General features: G+C 59.2%; 16 protein-coding genes. 12 read left to right on the top strand and 4 right to left on the bottom strand.

The window, feature by feature from the left end; all coding sequences use genetic code 11:
- Positions 1–313: 313 nt before the first annotated feature.
- Complete coding sequence (locus ACIPY2_RS20775; RefSeq protein WP_400268297.1) at positions 314–1,741, bottom strand: PucR family transcriptional regulator; 1,428 nt, start codon at positions 1,739–1,741, stop codon at positions 314–316.
- Positions 1,742–1,865: 124 nt separating this feature from the next.
- Here ACIPY2_RS20775 and ACIPY2_RS20770 point away from each other — a divergent pair, with 124 nt between their 5' ends.
- From ACIPY2_RS20770 to ACIPY2_RS20730, 9 genes are all read left to right on the top strand, one after another.
- Entirely contained in the window at positions 1,866–3,224 is a 1,359-nt protein-coding gene (locus ACIPY2_RS20770) for an aminotransferase class III-fold pyridoxal phosphate-dependent enzyme (RefSeq protein ID WP_400268296.1), read from the top strand.
- Between the two features lie 34 nt (positions 3,225–3,258).
- Complete coding sequence (locus tag ACIPY2_RS20765) at positions 3,259–4,503, top strand: CaiB/BaiF CoA transferase family protein (RefSeq protein WP_400268295.1); 1,245 nt, start codon at positions 3,259–3,261, stop codon at positions 4,501–4,503.
- On the top strand, positions 4,500–5,702 hold the full coding sequence (locus ACIPY2_RS20760) for an acyl-CoA dehydrogenase family protein (protein WP_400268294.1): 1,203 nt from the start codon (positions 4,500–4,502) through the stop codon (positions 5,700–5,702). The genes ACIPY2_RS20765 and ACIPY2_RS20760 overlap by 4 nt, the downstream gene beginning before the upstream one ends.
- An 8-nt stretch (positions 5,703–5,710) precedes the next feature.
- Positions 5,711–7,210: an aldehyde dehydrogenase family protein gene (locus ACIPY2_RS20755; RefSeq protein WP_400268293.1), complete on the top strand. Its 1,500-nt coding sequence runs from the start codon at positions 5,711–5,713 to the stop codon at positions 7,208–7,210.
- 18 nt (positions 7,211–7,228) lie between these two features.
- A complete protein-coding gene (locus tag ACIPY2_RS20750; protein ID WP_400268292.1) occupies positions 7,229–8,323 on the top strand; it encodes a 3-hydroxyacyl-CoA dehydrogenase family protein in 1,095 nt (364 codons plus the stop codon).
- A 72-nt stretch (positions 8,324–8,395) separates the two neighbouring features.
- Positions 8,396–9,604: an acetyl-CoA C-acetyltransferase gene (locus tag ACIPY2_RS20745; RefSeq protein ID WP_400268291.1), complete on the top strand. Its 1,209-nt coding sequence runs from the start codon at positions 8,396–8,398 to the stop codon at positions 9,602–9,604.
- Entirely contained in the window at positions 9,604–9,822 is a 219-nt protein-coding gene (locus ACIPY2_RS20740) for a hypothetical protein (RefSeq protein WP_400268290.1), read from the top strand. The genes ACIPY2_RS20745 and ACIPY2_RS20740 overlap by 1 nt, the downstream gene beginning before the upstream one ends.
- Positions 9,823–10,747: 925 nt before the next feature.
- On the top strand, positions 10,748–11,929 hold the full coding sequence (locus ACIPY2_RS20735; RefSeq protein WP_400268289.1) for a M20 family metallopeptidase: 1,182 nt from the start codon (positions 10,748–10,750) through the stop codon (positions 11,927–11,929).
- A 267-nt stretch (positions 11,930–12,196) separates the two neighbouring features.
- On the top strand, positions 12,197–12,427 hold the full coding sequence (locus tag ACIPY2_RS20730; RefSeq protein WP_400268288.1) for a polyprenyl synthetase family protein: 231 nt from the start codon (positions 12,197–12,199) through the stop codon (positions 12,425–12,427).
- Positions 12,428–13,125: 698 nt separating this feature from the next.
- Here ACIPY2_RS20730 and ACIPY2_RS20725 read toward each other — a convergent pair.
- Complete coding sequence (locus ACIPY2_RS20725; protein WP_400268287.1) at positions 13,126–15,450, bottom strand: FdhF/YdeP family oxidoreductase; 2,325 nt, start codon at positions 15,448–15,450, stop codon at positions 13,126–13,128.
- Positions 15,451–15,728: 278 nt separating this feature from the next.
- Here ACIPY2_RS20725 and ACIPY2_RS20720 point away from each other — a divergent pair, with 278 nt between their 5' ends.
- Together ACIPY2_RS20720 and ACIPY2_RS20715 are read left to right on the top strand one after the other, a co-directional pair.
- Entirely contained in the window at positions 15,729–16,295 is a 567-nt protein-coding gene (locus ACIPY2_RS20720; RefSeq protein WP_400268286.1) for an amino-acid N-acetyltransferase, read from the top strand.
- A 50-nt stretch (positions 16,296–16,345) separates the two neighbouring features.
- Positions 16,346–16,777: a CBS domain-containing protein gene (locus ACIPY2_RS20715; protein WP_400268313.1), complete on the top strand. Its 432-nt coding sequence runs from the start codon at positions 16,346–16,348 to the stop codon at positions 16,775–16,777.
- Positions 16,778–17,436: 659 nt separating this feature from the next.
- Here ACIPY2_RS20715 and ACIPY2_RS20710 read toward each other — a convergent pair.
- Positions 17,437–18,888 (bottom strand): amino acid permease, encoded by a 1,452-nt coding sequence (locus ACIPY2_RS20710; protein WP_400268285.1) that lies wholly within the window; start codon positions 18,886–18,888, stop codon positions 17,437–17,439.
- Positions 18,885–19,613, bottom strand: a complete 729-nt coding sequence (locus ACIPY2_RS20705) for a gamma-glutamyl-gamma-aminobutyrate hydrolase family protein (RefSeq protein WP_400268284.1) — start codon at positions 19,611–19,613, stop codon at positions 18,885–18,887. Before ACIPY2_RS20705 ends, ACIPY2_RS20710 begins: the two co-directional genes overlap by 4 nt.
- A 339-nt stretch (positions 19,614–19,952) precedes the next feature.
- On the opposite strand from ACIPY2_RS20705, the gene ACIPY2_RS20700 reads away from it, so the two are divergent.
- Positions 19,953–20,678 (top strand): FadR/GntR family transcriptional regulator, encoded by a 726-nt coding sequence (locus ACIPY2_RS20700; protein ID WP_400268283.1) that lies wholly within the window; start codon positions 19,953–19,955, stop codon positions 20,676–20,678.
- Positions 20,679–21,210: the final 532 nt, after the last annotated feature.

The raw sequence follows: 21,210 nt of genomic DNA, 5'->3' as shown, positions 1-21,210 counted from the left end.
TCTCGGAGAACGGCTGCTGCATACGGGAGGCGTCATCTTGGGACAAGGGCAGCTATACGTTGCGCCTACTTGCCAGGCCCGGTCGGCCTCTCCGGTGTAACCATTCATCCATCTAGGGACTGTCCAATTGAGATTAGGCAGGTACACCAGCCTCGTCACGATGCAATAGGGAAATTAGACGACTAGTTTTTGTACTAAGCGTCAAGCGGCGGTGTTGCCATCTTGCGAGCCCCCTTCCGGAGGTGGCCGGGCTCTGCGGTATGGATCCTCCTAAAGCGAGGTCCTTCGACATCGGCCCGGACTCTGAAGCCTGCTACTGTGGCGTTCGACTCCGGAGTGCGAGCCAGAGTTGAGCCGAAACATCGGGGTTGTCCAGGTCGATTCCCAGAAATTCCTTGGCTTGGCCTATCCGGTAGCGCACGGAGTTTCGGTGCACCCCAAGCTCCCGTCCCGCAGCTTCGTACTGGCCTCGATGCGCGATGTAAGCGCGGACGGTTTCCAGAAGTTGGATGGAGTGCGAAGAAAGGCGGTCTACCCATTCTTCGGCGGGCAGATCCAGTCCATGCCCCACCCGAATCAGTTGTCCTTCAGGCGCGGATCGGGCAACGTCGGCAACTTGCCGGCCGATTTCATGAACTCGGCGCAGGGGCATAGGTCCTCCCCATGCGCCTCGGACACCCTTTGGAAGGCTGGGCAACGCGCCAGTGGCGGGTTGCACCACAAAAGTGACATCGAATCGTTCCACCACAAGACCGGAAAGAGCGAGCCTTGAGGAAACTTCATCAAAGTCCGGAAGAGCCGCGACGAAGGCAGTTTCCGGCAGCGGATCGGAGTCCAATTGTTTCGCCAACAGACGGGCGGCATCGTCGTGACCTTCCAGAACAAGAGTCGCCAGCATTCCCTCTGCCCGCCGGCGCGCCGCCGCGGCGCTCCGCTGCCCAGCGGCCCTGGCCGCTAACAGGGTAGAAGCGGTGAGAAACAGGTGCCGCTCAGCTGCTGCCAGTTGACCGCTTCTGCCCAGAGCCAAATATCCGGACTCTGCCGGGCCGTTCGACACCGGGTACAAGGAAGCGGTCCCTGCTTTCAGTTGAATGCTTCCAGTCGCACCACGCCGGGACTTACGGAGCATTACGGTCTCCCGGGTCAATTCGCCCAGAAGGCCGGCAGGCAGGGCACCCACGCTTGCAGCTGCCGCGGGTTGTCCATCGCCCTCCGGCAGGTAGACCACCCATGTCCCCAGAGCGTGCGCCAATTCCCGAACAATTTCCGGTTCGGCATCATCTTGGGCCGCGGCCCGGGTCAACGCCACCTGCAACCCAAGTAAAGCTGTGAGCTCTGCCTCTCCACCTTGGCGAACGAGTTCCCAATACGCTCGAGATACCGCTAAAAAGGGCGATTCACGGGGCACGGTTAGAAGCGGAAGCCCGGCTTCAACGCAGGCAGCGCGTAGCTCGTCCGGAACCATCGCATGACCGGATCCCAACCCAAGGCCCAGAGCAGCGACACCCCCACGGACCAGCCTCCGGACGTACGTGTTTGCCGCTTCCTGTCGTGAGACCTCATTCAGCCCCGTCAGCTGCAGGCCGACGGTGAGCAGGAGCTCCCCGCCATAGAGAAACATTGTGGGGTCCTCCAGCTCCGAGACGTGGACTCCGGTTAGTTCCACGCGTGGAAGCGGGATAGGCCAGTACGGGGCGAGGTCATGTTTGGCAGCCTCGACAAGCCTCGCGAGGGTGATCATGGGTCAATCTTAGGGGACCGTCTTTTGTGCCGAGAGACAGTTTCCTCAATTTCTTTGGACGAATTATCCAAGGACACGTCTAAGGAGTGTCCCTATGGTGGACATCACCACACGAGGAGGACCTATGACTGTCACATCAGAACGAGCCGCTAACCAGGCCAACGATCCGTCAACCGTAAAGACCACTGCCCGCCGGCTGCTGACCGAACTTCCCGGACCGCGCTCACGCGAGCTGGAAGCAGAGCGCCGAAAGCACGTCACCGACGCGTTTGGCATCACGTTGCCCGTCTTCATCGACCACGCCCAGGACGCCCTGCTGGTCGATGTCGATGGGAACCGGTTGATCGACTTCGCCTCCGGTATCGCAGTCACCAGCGTTGGTGCGGCAAACCCGAAGGTCGCAGAGCGCGCTTCAGCCCAGTTGGAGCGGTTTACTCACACATGTTTCATGGTCACCGAATACGCCTCATTCGTGGAAGTGTCCCGGTGGTTGAATGAGCACACTCCCGGGGACTTTGAAAAGCGCACCGCGCTTTTTACTACCGGCGCAGAAGCGGTGGAAAACGCCATCAAGGTTGCCCGAGCGGCCACGCGCCGCCCCAATATTCTCGTCTTCGATGAGGCATACCACGGGCGAACCCAGCTCACCATGGCTATGACAGCCAAGGAAAACCCGTATCGACTCAACTTCGGACCGTTCCCCGGCTCTGTCTTCCGGGCCCCGACAGCCCCGGCCCACACGACCACGGAGGGTCCTGCGGAAGCACTGACCAAGATTGAGGCCCTGCTCGCTGAGCACGGCCCTGAAACATTCGCTGCGATGGTTATCGAACCGATCCAGGGTGAGGGCGGTTTCGTTGTCCAGGCCCCGGGGTTCTTCAAAGGCCTTCGTGAAATCGCAACCCGTTATGGCATCGTCTTGGTCATTGATGAAATCCAGGCCGGCATGGGCCGCACCGGCACCTTCTTCGCATCAGAGCACGAAGGCATTGCCGGCGATATCACGCTAAGCGCTAAAGCTCTCGGCGGAGGGTTGCCGCTCTCGGCTGCTACCGGACGCGCCGAACTGATGAACGCCGTACACACAGGTGGCCTCGGTGGAACCTACGCCGGCAACCCAGTGGCGTGTGAGGCTGCCCTTGCGGTCTTCGACATATTGGAAGACGGCGAGTTGTTGAAGAACGCGGTCGCTATCGAGGCCGCCGTGCGCCGCCGTCTGGAGCCTCTTACGGACTTGGAGGGCGTGTCAAATGTCCGCGGACGGGGCGCTATGATGGCCGTCGAATTCAGTGATACATCCGGCCCTCGCAAGGACCTAGCCACAACGGCGGCCCAGTTGGCAAACGCCCACGGTGTCCTGACGCTCACGTGCGGTACGAACGGAAACATCATCCGGCTTCTTCCCCCGCTGGGCATCGAAGCCGAGGTCCTCGAAGAGGGTCTGGCCGTACTCGAGGCATCCATTCGGTCTGCGTTGTCATGACCTCTGGAGGACGGCGGGCGGGAGGAGATAGCCGATGACGCCCACAGCGATGGGCCGGAGGCCACTGGAGGGAATTGTCGTTGCTGACTTCTCCCGTGTGCTGGCCGGCCCTCTTGCCACTATGACCCTCGCGGACCTCGGCGCCCGGGTGATCAAGGTGGAACGGCCCGGCACCGGCGATGACACACGGCACTGGTCGCCGCCGTCCTCGGAAACAGGCGCAACATACTTCGAAAGCGTCAACCGCAATAAAGAATCCATCACCTTGGATCTCGGGGAACCCGCGGATATGCAGGTTGCCCGGGAACTAGCACTGCGTGCCGATGTCCTGGTAGAGAACTTCAAACCCGGAGGCTTGGACAAATTGGGCCTCGGATACGATTCCCTCTCCCAGGAAAACCCAGGCTTGGTGTACGCCTCCATTTCAGGCTTCGGCGCTGCAGGCGGCCGCGAGCTCCCCGGGTACGACTTCATTGTTCAAGCCGTCGGCGGCCTGATGAGTATTACCGGTGAACCTACCGGAGGACCCATGAAGGTCGGGGTGGCCTTGGTCGACGTGCTCACCGCCAAAGATGCCACCATCGGTATTCTTGCTGCTCTGGTAGAGCGCGCCACCACCGGCCGCGGCCGGAGAATAGAGGTCAACCTCCTCTCCAGCCTGCAGGGTGCTCTGGCCAACCAAGGTCAGGCCTATCTCGGCGCGGGAGTCATGCCCACCAGAATGGGCAACGACCACCCCTCCATCGTGCCCTACCAGCTTCTTAACACCAAGGATGATCCTCTGGCCGTGGCAGTAGGCAACGACACGCAGTTCAGCAAGCTCTGCACGGAAATCGGCGCACCGGACATCGCTTCCGATCTGCGATTCCACACCAACTCCGCCCGCGTCAAGAACCGCGAGGAGCTCGTGCCCTTGCTCGAAGCCGGTTTGGCAACAGATGGAGCGGCGCAATGGCAGGAACGACTGTCCGCAGTGGGAGTCCCCGCCGCCAGGGTAGCTGATGTAGGGGAAGGCATCGCCTACGCACAGTCCCTGGGATTGCACCCCACCATCCCTGTCCACGACAGCAACGGCACAGTGACAGGACGGCAGATCAGGCACCCAATCTCCTGGACGCCTCCGATGCCGCCGCGTACACAGGCCCCTCCTCCTTTGGGTCAGCACACAGACGAAGTCCTCACCTGGCTAAAACAATCCCATGACAGCGCTGCCACCGACACGTCCCGAAGCGAGCTTTACTTCCCAAGTCCACTTTGCCCAGGAGGGACCTCCTCATGAACCTTTTCTCTAACGTCTCAGACCTCACCACTGACGCCGCACTCGACCCATCCGATCTGATCTCCTTCGACTCACTCCTCACTACACCAGAAATTGCTCTACGTGACCGTGTCCGCGCCTTCGTCCGGGAAGAGATTAGGCCGAATATCGCCAGGTGGTATGAAGAGGGCAGGTTTCCCCTGGAGATCGTCCCTGGACTCGCCGAGCTTGGCCTTCTGGGACTGCATCTGACGGGGTATGGCTGCAGCGGGGGGACTGCGGTGGAATACGGTCTGGCAGCGGCGGAACTCGAAGCAGGCGATTCGGGCATACGCACTTTCGTTTCCGTTCAAGGATCCTTGGCCATGTCAGCCATAGCCAAACACGGTTCTCCGGAGCAGAAAGAACAGTGGCTTCCCTCGATGGCGGCTGGCACCGCCATCGGGTGCTTCGGGCTAACCGAACCCACAGCAGGCTCGGACCCATCCTCGATGGCCACCTATGCGCGCCGGGACGGAAGCGATTGGGTTATCAGCGGATCCAAGCGATGGATTGGTCTGGCCAACATTGCCCACGTGGCGATCATCTGGGCTCAGACCGAGCAGGGAGTCCGAGGATTCGTCGTGCCAACGTCCTCAAAAGGATTCACCGCCAACCCCATAGAGCCGAAACTTTCGATGAGGGCATCGGTGCAGTGCGACGTCATTCTCGATGACGTACGAGTACCAGCCGACGCGGCCCTCCCCGACGCAATAGGTCTGAAGGGTCCATTTTCCTGCCTTAATGAGGCACGCTACGGGATAGCCTGGGGCACCATGGGTGCAGCGCGGGATGCCTTTGAAGCCGTCCTTGACTACTCCAAAGAACGGCTGCAGTTCAACCAGCCCCTGGCTGGTTACCAACTGACGCAACAGAAACTTGTCAACATGGCACTGGAGATCAATAAGGGATTCCTCCTCGCACTCCACCTGGGTCGACTCAAGGACGCCGGACACCTGCAGAACCATCAAATCAGCGTCGGCAAGCTCAACAACTGCCGCGAAGCCATCGACATCTGCCGCGAAGCCCGCACCATCCTCGGCGGCAATGGGATCACACTCGAATACTCACCCCTTCGCCATGCGAACAACCTCGAATCGGTACGGACCTACGAAGGAACCGACGAAGTGCATACCCTCATTCTCGGTCAGAAGTTGACGGGCATCGGAGCTTTTCGGTGAATGCCGCCGTGGGCACCTCAGCTCACGCAGGCAGGGGGTATACATCCCTCGACATCTCGGAGCTACAGTTGCTCATCGATGGAGACTGGGTCTCCGGTCAGGGCGACCAGCTCACCTCCGTCAACCCCAGCCGACACGGAGAGAAAATCGCTTCGGGTGCCGCAGCTGTCTTCGATGATCTTAACAGGGCGGCGCTCGCTGCCCGGGCTTCGCAGCGAGACTGGAATCAGCTGCCTATGCACGAAAGAGGCGCCGTGCTGGCTCGCGCCGCTACTGGGCTTGAGGACCATGCCGAGGCTTTGGGACTGGAGCTTTCCAGGGAAGAGGGAAAAACACTTGCCGAGGCCAAGGCTGAGGTTCTCCGCGCGGCTCAAGTACTCCGCTATTTCGCAACGGAGGGCGACCGGCCAGCGGGCGAGCACTTCTCTTCGCCCCGCCTCGGAGAGCGCATTCTGGTGACTCGCAAGCCTCTCGGGGTAGTTGGCATCATTACACCCTTCAACTTTCCAATTGCCATTCCTGCATGGAAGATTGCCCCGGCCTTGATCTACGGGAACACGGTTGTCTGGAAGCCAGCCTCCACGGTTCCACTTCTGGCCATGCGCTTTGCACAAGCGCTTGAGACCGCTGGCCTTCCAGCTGGTGTGCTGAACCTCATCGTCGGTCCTGGCGTCCTCGGTACATCTCTTGTCCAACACCCCGAAGTCGACGCGCTGTCATTCACAGGATCCTCGGAAGTTGGCCGTTCCCTTGCAGCGCAAGCTGCCGTCAGGGGCATCCCCATGCAGGCAGAAATGGGAGGCAAAAACGCCGCTGTTGTTCTCCATGACGCAGACCTTGAACTGGCCGCACAGCAAGTCCTTTGGGGTGCTTTCCGTTCCACTGGACAAAAATGCACCGCAACATCGCGGCTTATCCTTGCGGACGGCATCGCTGACGCATTCCTGGAAGCCCTCACCTGCAAACTCAGTAATTGGACGGTAGGTGACCCGCTTGACCCCGAAACACACATGGGGCCGGTCATCAATGAGGCGGCCCAGCGCTCCATCGAGGCCGGAATCAACGCCGCGGCCGCTGCTGGCGCCGTCCCGGCCGCGGGCACGCATCTCGAAAATCCTCACCACGCAACAGCAGGATTCTTCGTAGCTCCAACGGTGTTGGAACTACCAGCAGGAGAAAAAGCCTCGACGAATGTGGCGTGGAAGAACGAGCTGTTCGGGCCGGTCTTGGCCGTGCGTCGCGCCGGAACCAAAGAGGAAGCATTCGCCTTGGCAGGAGAAACCGAGTTCGGGCTATCGGCCGCCGTGTTCACGCGCAACCTTAAATCGGCGCTGGAGGCCGTGGACACTATCGACGTCGGTATCCTTCACATCAATTCTGAATCAGCAGGTTCGGATCCTCATGTGCCCTTCGGTGGGTCCAAGAAAAGCGGCCTGGGCCCGAAGGAACAAGGCAGTGCAGCCAAGGACTTCTACTCCCATACAACCACGGTCTACCTTCGCGGGTAGGAACGAAAGCCAGACCTAATGATCGATACTCTTTCACCCCAATTACCCCCTTCTGAAGGAGCGCTTGAGCCGGGTACGTCCATTCAGTCGTTCGGCGTGGTTGGAGCAGGCCTCATGGCAAGCCAACTGGCTCTGCTGTTTGCTCACAAGTTGCACATCCCGGTGCTTATCAGTGATCTGTCGGAAGACAGGGTTTCAGCGGCGCTTCACAGGATCCGCCAACTCCTTGATCGGCAGGAAGCCAAAGGAAAACTCGCAGCAGGGGAAGCGGCAGAAGTTGCAGATCTCATCCGGGGAACAACTAACCCGGCGGACTTTCGTAATCACGACGCCGCAATCGAGGCTGTATTCGAAAACCAAACAGCCAAACGCTCGGTTTTCCGGCAGCTCGAAACGACGGTACCGTCTGAGGCCCTCCTACTGACAAACACTTCCTCACTGTCCGTCACGGCCATGGCCCGCGGCCTGAAGCATCCGGACCGAGTCCTCGGCTTCCACTTCTTCAATCCCGTCGCCACCCTGCCACTGATCGAACTTGTCCGTACCCAGTTTTCCTCTGATGCCGCGATACACGCGGCCCAAGGGCTGGCAACTGCATTGGGCAAAACTGCCGTCCCTGTAGCGGACCACTCGGGATTCGTCGTCAACCGACTGCTTACACGCATGTTCAGCGTCATTCTCACTGAAGTGGACAAAAGCGGTGATCCGGCAAGTGTCGATCGCTCTCTGGAACCCTGGCAATTGCCCATGACCCCCCTACGGCTCATCAGTTACATCGGCCCGCGCGTTCAACAGCACATCTGCGACACCCTGCACCGGGCATACCCCGACCGCTTTGCGCGCTCCGCTTCACTCGAAGCACTAGTGGCGGCCGGATTGCCAGGCTTTTTCGACGAACACGGCGAGATTCTGCCTGCGGCCCAGATTCCGCCGGCCGAACCTTACGAGGTCGATGGTGCACGGATCCGTCAGAGAGTGAATGACGCTCTTGTCCACGAAGCCCGTTTGCTCCTGGAAGAGAACGTGATTGGGAGTTGGGACGACATCGACCGCTGCATGGTCCTCGGCGCAAACTTCCCCAAAGGTGGCCTCAGCCGCCTCCTGACAATCTAATGCAACATCCGCTGGAGCTGCGGAACCCCTGGGGCATCAAACACCGCCCTGCCCGAAAACATGGAGTTTGCTATGAAGACCAAACCTGAACGACGCCCCGCACAGCCCACGGACGTTGTCATCGTGGGTGCAGCCCGTACTCCGCAGGGCCGCATTCTCGGGGCCCTCGCGAATCTTTCTGCAACCGACCTGGGCGGCGCTGCCATCTCAGGTGCCCTCTCACGCGCAGGAATCCCCGCCGACGCCGTAGACGCCGTCATCATGGGCCAGGTACTCCAGTCGGGCACAGGACAGAACCCGGCCCGCCAGAGCGCCGTTGCCGCGGGCATTCCGCTGAGTGCGCACGCAATCACGTTAAACAAGGTGTGCCTCTCGGGGTTGGCCGCGATTATTGAGGCATCCCGGATGCTTCGCCTTAGTGATGCCTCCCTCGTGGTCGCCGGCGGGCAGGAATCGATGAGCCAAGCCCCACGCCTGGTGAAAGGAACCCGTGAAGGGAACGTCTACGGGACGATGTCGCTAATCGACGCCGCAGCGCATGATGGCCTTACAGATGCTTTCGACCACCAGTCGATGGGCCTCTCAACGGATCGTGCCAACGACCGCTGCGGAATAACGCGCGAAATCCAGGACACCTTCGCAGCCGCATCGCATCTCAAGGCCGCAAGCGCACAGACGTCCGGCGTCTGGGACCAGGAGACAGTGACTGTCCACGCCCCCACACGAAAGGGCACTGTCGAAGTCAGCCAGGATCAGAGCATCCGTCCGGAAACCTCCCCGGAAAAGTTAGCCCGGCTCCGGCCAGCGTTCTCTCCAGAAGGATCCATAACTGCCGGTAATGCCTCCCCGCTGTCCGACGGTGCTGCTGCCGTAGTGCTGACGACACGACGAACCGCCCAAGAGCAAGGTTGGACGGTACTGTGCACCCTACGGTCATATGGACAAGTAGCAGGCCCCGACACCACCTTGCTGGACAAACCAGCCCTGGCCATCAAGACGGCCTTGGAGAAGGAAGGCTGGTCAGCACAAGAGCTTGACCTTGTGGAAATCAACGAAGCCTTCGCATCAGTCGCGTCCTACTCCGGTGAAATGCTGGACATCCCTTATGAACGGATCAACATCCACGGCGGCGCCATTGCACTTGGCCATCCGATCGGAGCATCCGGTGCACGATTAGTTGTCACCGCTGCGCATGCACTGATCAGGCAAGGACACGGTCGCGCGGCAGTATCACTGTGTGGTGGCGGCGGCCAGGGCGATGCCCTTCTCATGGAACGCTGATGCGCGACCTATTACCGGACTCACTGCCCATGTATAAGACCAATGACTGGAAAAATCATGTTGGTAAAGTCGTAGAGCTGCGCCGGGACATATTTGTCGTCCGCCGCGGAACAGTTGAGGAAGAGATGCCTGATGGTTCCGGAATCTGGCTATCAGCTGACGTCAATGACCTTCGCGGCTATTTCCACCAGGGTTCCGGTTACGAACTCTGGGTATAGGCTCACGATGTCGTCTTGGCTCTGTTGCCACCTCGCGAGAACTTCGACCGATGCATCCAACCGGTACCGGGCCAACACCAGAACCTCCATTGGAGGACGGTATCTGCCATGACCATGGCAGAGCCGGCAAGTTCCCGGCCGTCACCGGCGTGGAAGGACGGCACTGAAGGCCCACGGGAAACATTCCGCCATGAAGATCCGCCCGCTCATCAAACCTCCGCTCCGAAACGGAGTGCACTATGCCTTCCTCACGTGATGCCTTCCTCACGTGCCAGCGCGGGCACCCGCAGTCACTTCTTTGATGTGGGCGTCTCAAGTTCCGAATCATCTTGTACGGCGTCTGCCGTGGTCGGGACGGTTGCAGGACTCGCACCTGCACTGTGGTTTTGCCGACCGCCACGTGTAGAGTTCCTGTTGCGTACAGCTGTCATGCTTTTCATGATTTCCTCTCTGGGCCTTTTGCCGGTGGAATGAGCTTCATTCAGCTCGTAGGGGGGATATCGAAGACCAGCTTCTGCGGTGAAGCTTCCCGAAGAAGCGTCCAGACCGTCACTGAACCCCGCAGTGCTGGCATGATGTCTCCTTTCTGGACGTACCGCAGGGCATCCACCCCGCCCTCGGGGCCCCACCAACCGCTGATAGGGGCATGATGCCCTGTTTGCGAGTTAACAGTGGCGCCCCTGGGTGGATTCACTTGCTGCGGCACGGAGGCCTCCTCTGTTGGTGTGGGCGATATAGCGGCCTATCCGGAGCTTGCTGCGCCAGGCTTTTCCATGATCTTAAGGACGAGGGAACCCTCGGTCATCGTGCACTGCGTCAAGCAGATACCGTTGCTCTGTGCATCCCGACCAAAAACTGTCCCGATGCGCCGTCCCCCACCGATAAAGTCTTACTCAGCGCATTAGGGATGAGGAGCGCCAAAATAATGACAGCTACATTGCATGATGCTCTCGCGGACAATGTCCGGTCCTGGAGGCCTCGGGTCGAGGATATGGCCAAGCGGATCCATGGGCTGGCCGAAACTGCTTTTGGCGAAGTCCGCTCATCCGAGATAACGGCAACGCTGCTGGCCGAAGCCGGCTTTACCGTCGAACGCGGCGTCGGCGGTCTTCCTACCGCGTTCACAGCATCAACAGGTAACGGCGATCTCGTCGTAGCACTATGTGTGGAGTACGACGCCCTGCCATCTATCGGCCATGCCTGTGGGCACAACTGGGTAGCCGGCGCGTCCGTCGGGGCAGCACTGGCTTTAATGCCCCTCGTCAAAACGCTCGGCGTCACCCTCAAAGTCATTGGAACGCCCGCCGAAGAAGACGGCGGCGGAAAAGTCCTCCTGCTCGAGGGCGGCATATTCGACGGCGTCAGCCTCGCTCTAATGGCTCATCCTGTCCAGGATGGCTTCACTGATAACCCCTTGGGCACATCGTCGCAAGCAATGGGAAAATACCGCGCAACCTTTACTGGCAAGGCCTCGCACGCGGCTACCGCTCCCCACAAAGGAATCAATGCCGCAGACGCCGCCGTCCTCAGCCAGATCGCCATAGGCCTGCTTCGACAACAGATTCCCAGTGACCACCGAATCGGACTGTATGTCAGTGAGGGCGGGCATGCCACCAACATCATTCCTGAGCGGGCTGTTGTCGATTTTGAGTGCAGGGCCTTTACCCTCGCTGACTACGAGGCGTTGCTGCACAGAGTCCGGGCATGTTTCGAAGGCGCAGCACTGGCCACAGGCACCAGGCTCTTCCTTGAGCCCACGGAACCTGTGTACGAACCGCTGCTGCAGGATCCCGTCCTCGCGTCCTATTGGACAGAAGCAATGCGTAGGTCCGGGAGGGGCACTACTTCAACTGCATCCCTGGCCGGAGGGTCCACAGACATGGGCAACGTTTCTCAACGCATCCCCAGCTTGCATCCCTGGATGAGCATCCCGGGAGTGGCTGCACCCATACACTCCCAAGGGTTTGCTGCCGTCTCTGACTCAGCGGAGGGCTACAAGACCATGTTTGAGGCGGCCACTGCGTTGGCGTCGACGGTGGCTGAGGTAGCCATGCACAGCACACACAGAAACAGCTTCATCGCTCGCGCGTATCGGCGGCAAGGATAGTGCCGCCCAGCCCAGATCCTCACGTTTTCCTTCGCGCTCCAGAGAAGGAACAACAGGAATTCTTGGCGCTGGTTGACATCCGGATGCAAGCATTCCTATAAGATCAACGATCGTTCCTAAACAGCGGCGCCGAAGAGACAGCCGCGGAATCACTTGACGTCATCAGTGACCTGGTTGCCGGCGGTAAGCGATTGCGGGCTCATGTGCTAATGGGCGTGGCGAGGAGCATGCCGGCCAGAAGGCGCCCAACGGATCCTGGCCGCGGGCATGGCTCTGGAACTTCTTCAGGCCGCGGCGCTCATCCACGAAGACATCATTGGTAAATCCGACACCGGACGGGATCGGCCCAGCGTACGCAGGCGTTCCGAAGCCAAATACGATCAACACCACTGGACTTCGGACTCAAGCCACTTTGGGCACGCCGCCGCAATCATGGCCGGGAGTCTCTGCCTCTTTACAGTGATGAGATCTTTGCCGGCGCTGGTCCGAACACCCTGAACGGGACACCGGCAAGGGAAGTGTTCGTCCGAATGCGTTCAGAGGTAGTGACTGGCCAGTATCTGGATGTTTCGGAAGAAGTCGCCGGAGACCACAGAGACCCGGCTTCTGCCGCGGCCAGGGCCTGAACCATCCTTCGCTTCAGATCAGCAAAATACTCGAATGAACACCCTCCTGGAAGGCGCACTGGCAGGAGCCTCGCACCATGTCCCGGATGGGTGGAGCCTTCCAAATCAGAGCTGATGTACTGGGATTTTTGCCGAACCTGCACTCACAGGCAAACCGGCCGGCGACGACCTCCGCGAAGGCAAGCGGGCAATGCTCGTTGGCGACGCATTACTGAACGCCACACGTGAAGATGCACGTCTTTCTTGAAAGCAATTTGGGCAGATCAAATCCCGGCCCGACCAAATCAACATCATGCGCGACATCATCGTGCGCAGTGGATCCCTGCGCTACACGGAAGAGCTCATTGCTGACTTGGCCACTGCATCCTTTCGATGCGCCGGACAAGACGACCGTGGAACCACTGGCCAAGTGTGCATGGAGGGGCCCGCAACCTCGGCTATCCGCCGGGCCCCCTAGCCACCGCCCCGGTTGTACGCAGAACCGCAACCCGGGAGAGGCCAACTTCACGCCGCCCTCGTCACAGTCGTCGGCTGTCGAATTACGCAGCAGCACAAGATCTAGCTCCGATGCTAGTTAGATCCTTGGTAATTGTGCTGCCGAGCCCGCTCGAATCGCACAAACATTGCCTTGAACCCCGGGGTATTTGACTCGCGGGCGACATTCTCCTTGTGGACCAAGGCATTGGCCTCCGGGAAATACGCTGCAACACACCCCCTGGCAGTTGGATAGCCAACTAGCCGGAACTTATCAGCACGGCGCTCCACACCCCGGAACGTACTCACCACGTCGACCACATCTCGATCCTCAAAGCCCGCCTCAGCCAGGTCCTCAGGATGTATCAAAATAACCCGGCGGCCGTCCGAGATTCCACGATACCGGTCGTCGAGACCATAAAACGTCGTGTTGTACTGGTCGTGACTTCGGATTGTCTGTAGGACAAGGTGGCCCGCAGGAGGTGTCAAATACTCCAGCGGGCTGATGCTGAACCGGCCGCGGCCAATGTCGGTGGCGAATGAGCGGGTGTCACGCGGAGGATTCGGCAGGACAAAGCCGTTCTTCGTCCGGACCTTGCGATTGAAGTCCTCGAATCCGGGCAAAACACGCGAGATGCAATCACGGATCACATCGTAGTTCTCGGCCATGGCCCGCCATTTAACGGGATGGTCCGGGCCAAGAGTTGCCTCGGCCATACGGGCCACGATCACAGGCTCGGCCAGCAGGTGCTCAGAGACCGGTGTGAGCCTGCCCTGGGTAGAGTGGACGACAGACATGGAGTCTTCCACCGACAGGAACTGAGCACCGGTTGGATGCTTGTCGTCTTTATCGGTACGGCCAAGCGTTGGCAGAATAAGAGATGTACGGCCGTGAACAATGTGGGAGCGATTCGGTTTGGTACTGATGTGGACTGTCAATCCGATTCTTTGCATCCCGGCTTCAAGAGTTTCGGTGTCCGAGCACGCAAGCGAGAAGTTGCCGCCCATGGACACGAACACGTCTACATCATCGCGTTCGAACGCCTCCATTGATTCGACGGCGTCGTACCCGTGGTGGCGCGGCGAAGTGATCCCGAACTCGCGATCCAGCGATTCCAGAAGCCATTCCTTGGGCTTCTCCCAAATGCCCATCGTCCTGTCACCTTGGACATTGGAGTGCCCGCGCACAGGGCAGGCGCCGGCGCCGGGCTTGCCGAAGTTTCCCTGCAACAGCAGCACATTCACCATCTCCTTGATGGTGTCCACCGAGTGTGGCTGCTGCGTCACCCCCAACGCCCAGCAAAAGATACTTGCCTTGGACGCTACAAGCATGTCAGCGACCCTTTGTATCTGGCTGCGGCTCAGGCCTGTTGCCTTCTCAGTCTCGTCCCAATCCACAGTGCCGCGTGCTGCACTGTAGGCATCGAATCCGTCGGTTTTAGTGGCGATAAAGTCCTGGTCCACGACAGTGCCGGGGTGCTCCCTCTCGGCTTCCAGGAGCAGGTGGCCCAGAGCCTGGAACAACGCGAGGTCCCCGCCGACTTTGATCTGCAAGTACTCGTCAGCCAAGGGGGTGCCGCCACCAATTACCCCTGAGGGCGTTTGGGGGTCCCTGAAATTGAACAGTCCAGCCTCCGGCAGAGGGTTCACGGCCACGATCTTGCCGCCGTTGTCCTTGCATTCCTTCAGGGCCGAGAGCATCCGCGGGTGGTTCGTGCCCGGGTTTTGTCCCACGACAAAGATCAGTTCAGCATCGTGGATGTCGTCCAATGACACAGTACCCTTGCCGATACCGATGGTCGGGTTCAGTGCCGAGCCGGAAGACTCATGGCACATGTTGGAACAATCCGGCAGGTTGTTGGTGCCCAACGAGCGGGCAAACAACTGATAGAGAAATGCTGTCTCGTTGGCTGTGCGCCCGGACGTGTAAAACACGCAGCGGTCCGGGTCGCTGGCCCGGATGTGCTGGCCGATCAAGTCGAATGCATCATTCCAAGAGATGGGGGAGTAGTGCGTCTCTCCCTCACGGATTATTGCCGGTTCGCTCAACCGGCCTTGGTTGCCCAGCCAGTACTCGGTCTTTGTTGACAACTCGGCAATGGAATGTTTGGCCCAGAATTCGGCACCCGCCGTACGCAAAGTGTTTTCCTCGGCCACAGCCTTGGCACCGTTTTCGCAGAACTCGGCAGCTTTACGCTTCTTATCAGACTCCGGCCAGGCGCAGCCAGGGCAATCAAAACCGCCGCGCTGATTCAGCCGAAGGAGCGATTGTGCAGTTCGTGACATCCCGGCTTGCGCGACCGCTCGCTCCAATGCCACCATGACCGCTTTGACCCCGGCAGCCTCGGTCTTTGGCTTTTGAACTTTGAGCTTGCTCTCATCGATGTCTGCCACTGGGGCGGGTTGGGCACCAAACTTCATTGTTTACCTTTTCGCTGTGGAGTAATGAGGACAGGCCGGCCCTTCTCCGGACGTGCACCGTCGTGTCACCACCGCAGGCGGTGACACTAGGACGGCGGGCTGGTCGATGATCGCCGGACGTAAATCTGTCCGAAGGAACGCTGCTGTCGTGGAAATCGCCGATCTTTAGCGACACTAAGTCACTAGGGCCACATTGGCCCTGTGCAGATCGCCAATATGTGCGCGCTTCATCGTAAGATCCGTCATCGCACACTCAGAGAGGGCAATAGGCTGTTTTCGTGAATGAGTCCTTTAGCGTACGGCCTGCGCGTACGCGCGATGTGGCCGCCATCAAGAAGTTGGTGGCCCCAATGGCCAGACAGAGGATCTTGATAGCCAAGGAGACGGTCGCCTATTTTGAAGGGCTCCAGGAATTCTTGGTTGCTGAAAGTGAGTCAGGTGACATTGTGGGATGTGGGGCCTTACACGTAATGTGGGAAGACCTCGCTGAGGTCCGGACTCTCGCAACTGACGAAAGCTGGCGTGGGCGAGGTGTAGGACATGCCCTGTTGGAGAGCCTTTTGGCAAACGCCCGGGCCCTGGGTGTCACACGAGTGTTTTGTCTTACCTTTGAAGTCGAATTCTTCACCAAACATCACTTTGAGGTGATGGCTGATCTACCAACAGTGGACCCTGCGACGTATTCAGAGCTTCTCCGCTCCCATGACGAAGGCGTTGCGGAATTCTTGGATTTGGCGCGCGTGAAGCCCAACACTCTGGGGAACACCCGCATGATCCGGTATTTCGATCCATCGGCGGCCGTTCCGGCGACTTCCGGTGCGCTCAATCGCCGGCAGGAAATGTGAACCCGGCAGCCCAGCATAATGGCATCACGGGGTGTCCCGTAAAAGACCTCATGATCACCACCCCGAAAGTGCTCCCGCCGGATGTAACAGTGGGGGAGGTTCGGCAGCTACTGGCTGATGACCATGTACACATGGCACTGATAGTAGACACCGCAGGCCATCTCCTGACCACCATTGAAAAAACCGACATTCCGCCGTGGTCCGGCGGACAAAAGCGTGCGTTAGGGTTTGGAACAAAAAACGGCAGAACCGCGCAGCCCCACGACCCGATAGAGAAGGCCGCCTACATGCTCCGTCGGGGAGGCAGACGACGGCTCGCCGTCGTTAGTATGGAAGGCAAACTCCTCGGACTCCTGTGCCTGAAGCGGAGCCGTTTAGGATACTGCGACGACGCCGGTGTTGCGGCCAGGGGAGCCGAATATTGTCCTGACCGAAGTACGACACCCGGATCGCCAGCCTGCGGCAAGCACCCCACAGGTTGAGGATGACGGCATGATGGTGCTTCCCTTGCCCGGTCTTAGGTCTTACCTACCACCCTCAACCGCGAACTGAGCAATGGAACAGATTCAGCCCGGCCATGAGGGACTCGCGGAAAGCCGAATGATGCCCGCGTCTGCCACGTCACCACTAGCGTAAATCCAACCCCAAACACGGCAAGAGGTGTGGCCCAGGACGCTCGGCCTGGACCACACCCGCATGTTATGCCTCTACCGCCAGCTGGACGCTGAGCGGTCTTGCATGTCGGCGCGGAATTGGGCTGTGGTCTGCGGGAGTAGTTCACGGTGCCCAGTCCAGAATGACACGACGAAAAAACGTCGCTTGGAGGGTTGAGCCCTCCGGCACGAGGTCGATAGGAATCAAGCGCCGGATCCTCGGCGAGTCAGCAATGCCACCGGCACGGATATCGTCTTTGAGCTGCGTGTCCCCAGACTCGCTGACTTCGGACGCATCCAAATCCCTATTTGTTTCCCGAATAACTACTCCATGGCCCTTCGCGGCCTGTTCAGTCAGACGCAACCGCCATTGTGACAAGTAAAGACCCTAACGACCGGCCGTCCAAGGAGTCACCGTATCCGTCGCATCGGACGGCCGGGTGAAAGGGTCAACCTCAGGGACGCCAAAATATTACGACCAAGAACCCCTACACTTCTGGACTTATGGTTGGAATGGGTCGCGTGATCGGGCGCCCTTGCCGCATCAGCTTTCGCTTGCAGACCTGCCACGCTACCGCGAGGGCCAGCAACCAGACCGCAACGGAAAATACGGCTGGACGGGTATCATCGGCAATCAACAATGCGCCAATCACGAATACATCGAACACAATCAGCACCCACGGCATCACAAGCGACAGCGGCATCTTGAAGCTGGACCGCGCATGCCTGATCGGAAACATGCGGCGATAGCGAATGTAGCTGACAGTCACAGCAGATCGGATAAGGATCCCGAACACGGCGCACGCCGTGGCTACGAGAGTAAATACCGTCACGATGCTCTCGCCCGCGTACAGCATGGGAATGGCCAAGAGCATAACGGTGAAGTTCATCAGTACAGCACCCTGTAGCACGCCCTTTTTGGACAACCGCGCAAGAAAAGCAGGTGCATGGCCATCGTGGGCCATGTTAAACAGCATCCGCGCGTTCGAATAGAGCCCTGAGTTCGCACTCGACGCCGACGAAGTAATCACAACAAGATTAATGATGATCGCTGCGAGTCCGAGTCCTGCGTACAGAAACGTCGTTACGAACGGCGATACGTCGGGGCGGATCTGGTTCCAGGGGGTAACCGACATGATGATCGTCAGTGCACCGACATAGAAAATAATGATGCGGGCAACGATTGAGTTGATCGCTTTGGGAACGTTTCGCTGGGGGTTCTTAGTCTCGGCGGCGGCCATGCCAACGAGCTCGATGCCATTGAACGCGAAGACACCCATCTGAAACCCGAAGACGAAGCCCATGACGCCCATCGGGAACATCCCCCCATGTTCCCAAAGGTTCGCGAATGACGCGGTCGTACCTGTTTCAGGATTCTGAAACCCTGCAAGTATCAGTACGAGGCCCGTGACAATAAGCCCCAGGATCGCGACAACTTTGATGATCGAAAACCAAAACTCCGTCTCACCAAAGAATTTGACCGGTTGCAGGTTGAGCACAGTAAGGACGACGATGGTCACCAGCGCCGGAAGCCAGTGGGGGATCTCCGCGTTGAAGAAGGACACGTACCCGACAATGCCTATGATGTCGGCAATGCAGGCAACAATCCACGCGAACCAATGCGTCCACGAGAGCATGAACCCAGCCCACGGACCGATCAGGTCTTTTGCGATGTCACCGTAGGTCTTGTAATTGAGGTTGGACAGAATGAGTTCGCCCATGGCCCTCATCATGAAGAACAACATGAAACCGATGATGAGGAAGACAAAGATAACGGCAGGGCCAGTAACGCTGATCATCTTTCCTGACCCCATGAACAGGCCCGTCCCGATGGCTCCGCCTATAGCGATCAACTGAAGGTGTCGGTTGCTCAAGCCTCGTTCGAGTTGGGGACCGGCCTGACGATCGGCTGGCGCAAGCGTCTCGTTGTGCATCATCATTTTCCGACCCGCCGCAGGGAAATAGCCTCAGCGAGCCACACGAACGGGGCCGCCTGCAGCGATGGTTCGAGTCCCTCCGCCTCCGGGTGCCACTGAACTCCAAGCAACCGCCGATTCTTATCCTCGACGGCTTCAACCAGGCCGTCACGGGCCGTCGCAACTGCCTGCAGGCCCTCACCGAGACGTCGGATCCCCTGATGGTGTCCGGATGAAACGACGAAAGACGTGCTACCGGAGCATTCAGCCAGCATTGAGTCGGGTTCGACATCTACCTCGTGCCAAGACCACGCTTCGCTATCTGACTTGGCAGCTACTTTCCGGTGCGCCACATCGCCCGGCACGAGATCTTCATAGAGGGATCCGCCCAAGACTACGTTGAGCACTTGGGCCCCGCGGCAAATGCCCAAGAGTGGCAGGCCCCGTTCTAAGGCCCGTTCAGCGCATCCGAAGTCAAGAGAGTCCTGCTCAGGGTTTAGATCATAAAGCGCCTCAATTTTTTCGCCGCCATACCGTCCAGGGTCAACATCTCCACCGCCTGGAAGCACGACAGCATCAACTGCGCCAGGCTCAAAATTCGGGTCACTCACTATCAAAACTTCCAGGCCAGCGGCCTCTACGAGGCTGACGACATCGTAGAAGATGCGGTTTGCTCGTGCGACACGCTCATCGGACACTCCGGTCGAAAGTCGAGCGGGCACGGCCACAACTCCCCGAATACCAGTCATAATTCTTCCTTCATCGCGTTCCGCCACTGTTGGGCGGGATCAGTTCTACGGCTTTCGCCGGGTTTCTTAAGGCGGGATCACCCCACTTGGGCGAGTATGCTCGCAGCCGCTGAGGGCGGCAGGGACTATCCGTACCGCTAATCTCAGTGCTTACTGAGGTAAATCCAATTCGCTCTGGGAAGCTACGAGCAGCACCAAATGTCCCGTAGGTGTGACAGGTCCATATCGGACGAGCCCATGCCGGGAAGGCCCCACACGGACATGGTTGACTTAAACTCGACCATTAAGGGCCTTTGTGGTGCTATCCCTCACACTTATAAACTCTAGAGTATAGAAGTCATGACAAACAACACATGGACCAGATTTCTCGACCAGATAGGCCCCGCGGGAATCTCCGAAGCCATCATCCGCCGATTGAGCGACCTTATTGCGTCGGGGGAGATACCCTCCGGCGCCCGGCTGCCTTCGGAACAGGAGCTGGCAGCCAAGTTCGACGTAGCTCCCATGACTGTACGGTCGGCGTTGCAGGCCCTTCGCTCAAGCGGCCTCGTTGAGACACGCCGGGGAAGGCACGCGGGAACCTACGTGCAATCGGACGTGGTTGCTGCAATCTCTGCTGGGTCGGAGCCAAAGCCCACAGCTGACGAGTTTGCCGACTTTATCGCTTGGCGTATCGCCGTCTCTGGCGAGGCCGTCGCCCGCGCAGCTGAGCGTATTACCGTTGAGCAATCCGCGAACCTGCGCCGTCTTCAGCAAGTAGTGGATGGCGGGGGGCTCACGGACCACGAATACCGTCTGGCCGATGCGCGGCTTCATCTTGCCCTTGCGGAGATTGCCGCTTCCAAACGGCTATTTGAGGCAGAGCGGCAGATTCAAGCGAGCATGACCGAGTGGCTGGGTTCTCTCGGCGCTCCAGACCTTGAGTCTTTCCCCGGCGCGGGCCATCTGGAGTTGATCCAGGCTGTAGAAGCCGGCGACAGTATCACGGCAAGGAACCTTATGCGTGAGCATGCTCTGGTCACACTCGAGGGCACGAACAGTCTCGGCTGGTTCAGAAACCGCTAAAGGAACAACCACCCAATACGACTGTCAGGGCTTGAAGCGAGCAGACAATCCACCTGCGCCCTTGTCGGCGGATCTCTCCGTGAGATGGCAGACACAGAGTCCGCGAAATTCATCTCCGCCAAGCGTCCAAGGATCGACTCTGCGTGCTTGTGGAAAGGCGCCCCATGACTACCGCCCGCCATGCATCTCGCAAACTCCGTGCTCATGGGCTAAAAGACTTGGTGGGAAACAGCACTCATCGTTGGGTTAGGGCGCGCCTCTGCGAAAGACATTCATGTCGTCATGAACGTTTGGGATGACGGTCGACGTTACATTTTGGGTATACCCATGATGCGGAAACCCCGTCTTCGCAACCCTTCAAAGCCGAACGATGCAGCCGCAATCGCTGCGGGGGTAGCTACTGTAAATCTTCTCCTGGCGGACCTTTGACGGCCACAGTCTTGGGTTACTGCGGGAATCCTGTGGTCTTGTCATGCCTCAGTAGGGGACCTTTCTGGGCTGAGACACTAACCAAAGGCTCACAACGGGCGCC

It is taken from the genome of Paenarthrobacter sp. NPDC089675 (genome assembly GCF_044749185.1).
In the GTDB taxonomy this organism is placed as follows: domain Bacteria; phylum Actinomycetota; class Actinomycetes; order Actinomycetales; family Micrococcaceae; genus Arthrobacter.
Note: the sequence above shows the minus strand (reverse complement) of the source record. Positions and strands in the feature narration are given on the sequence as shown.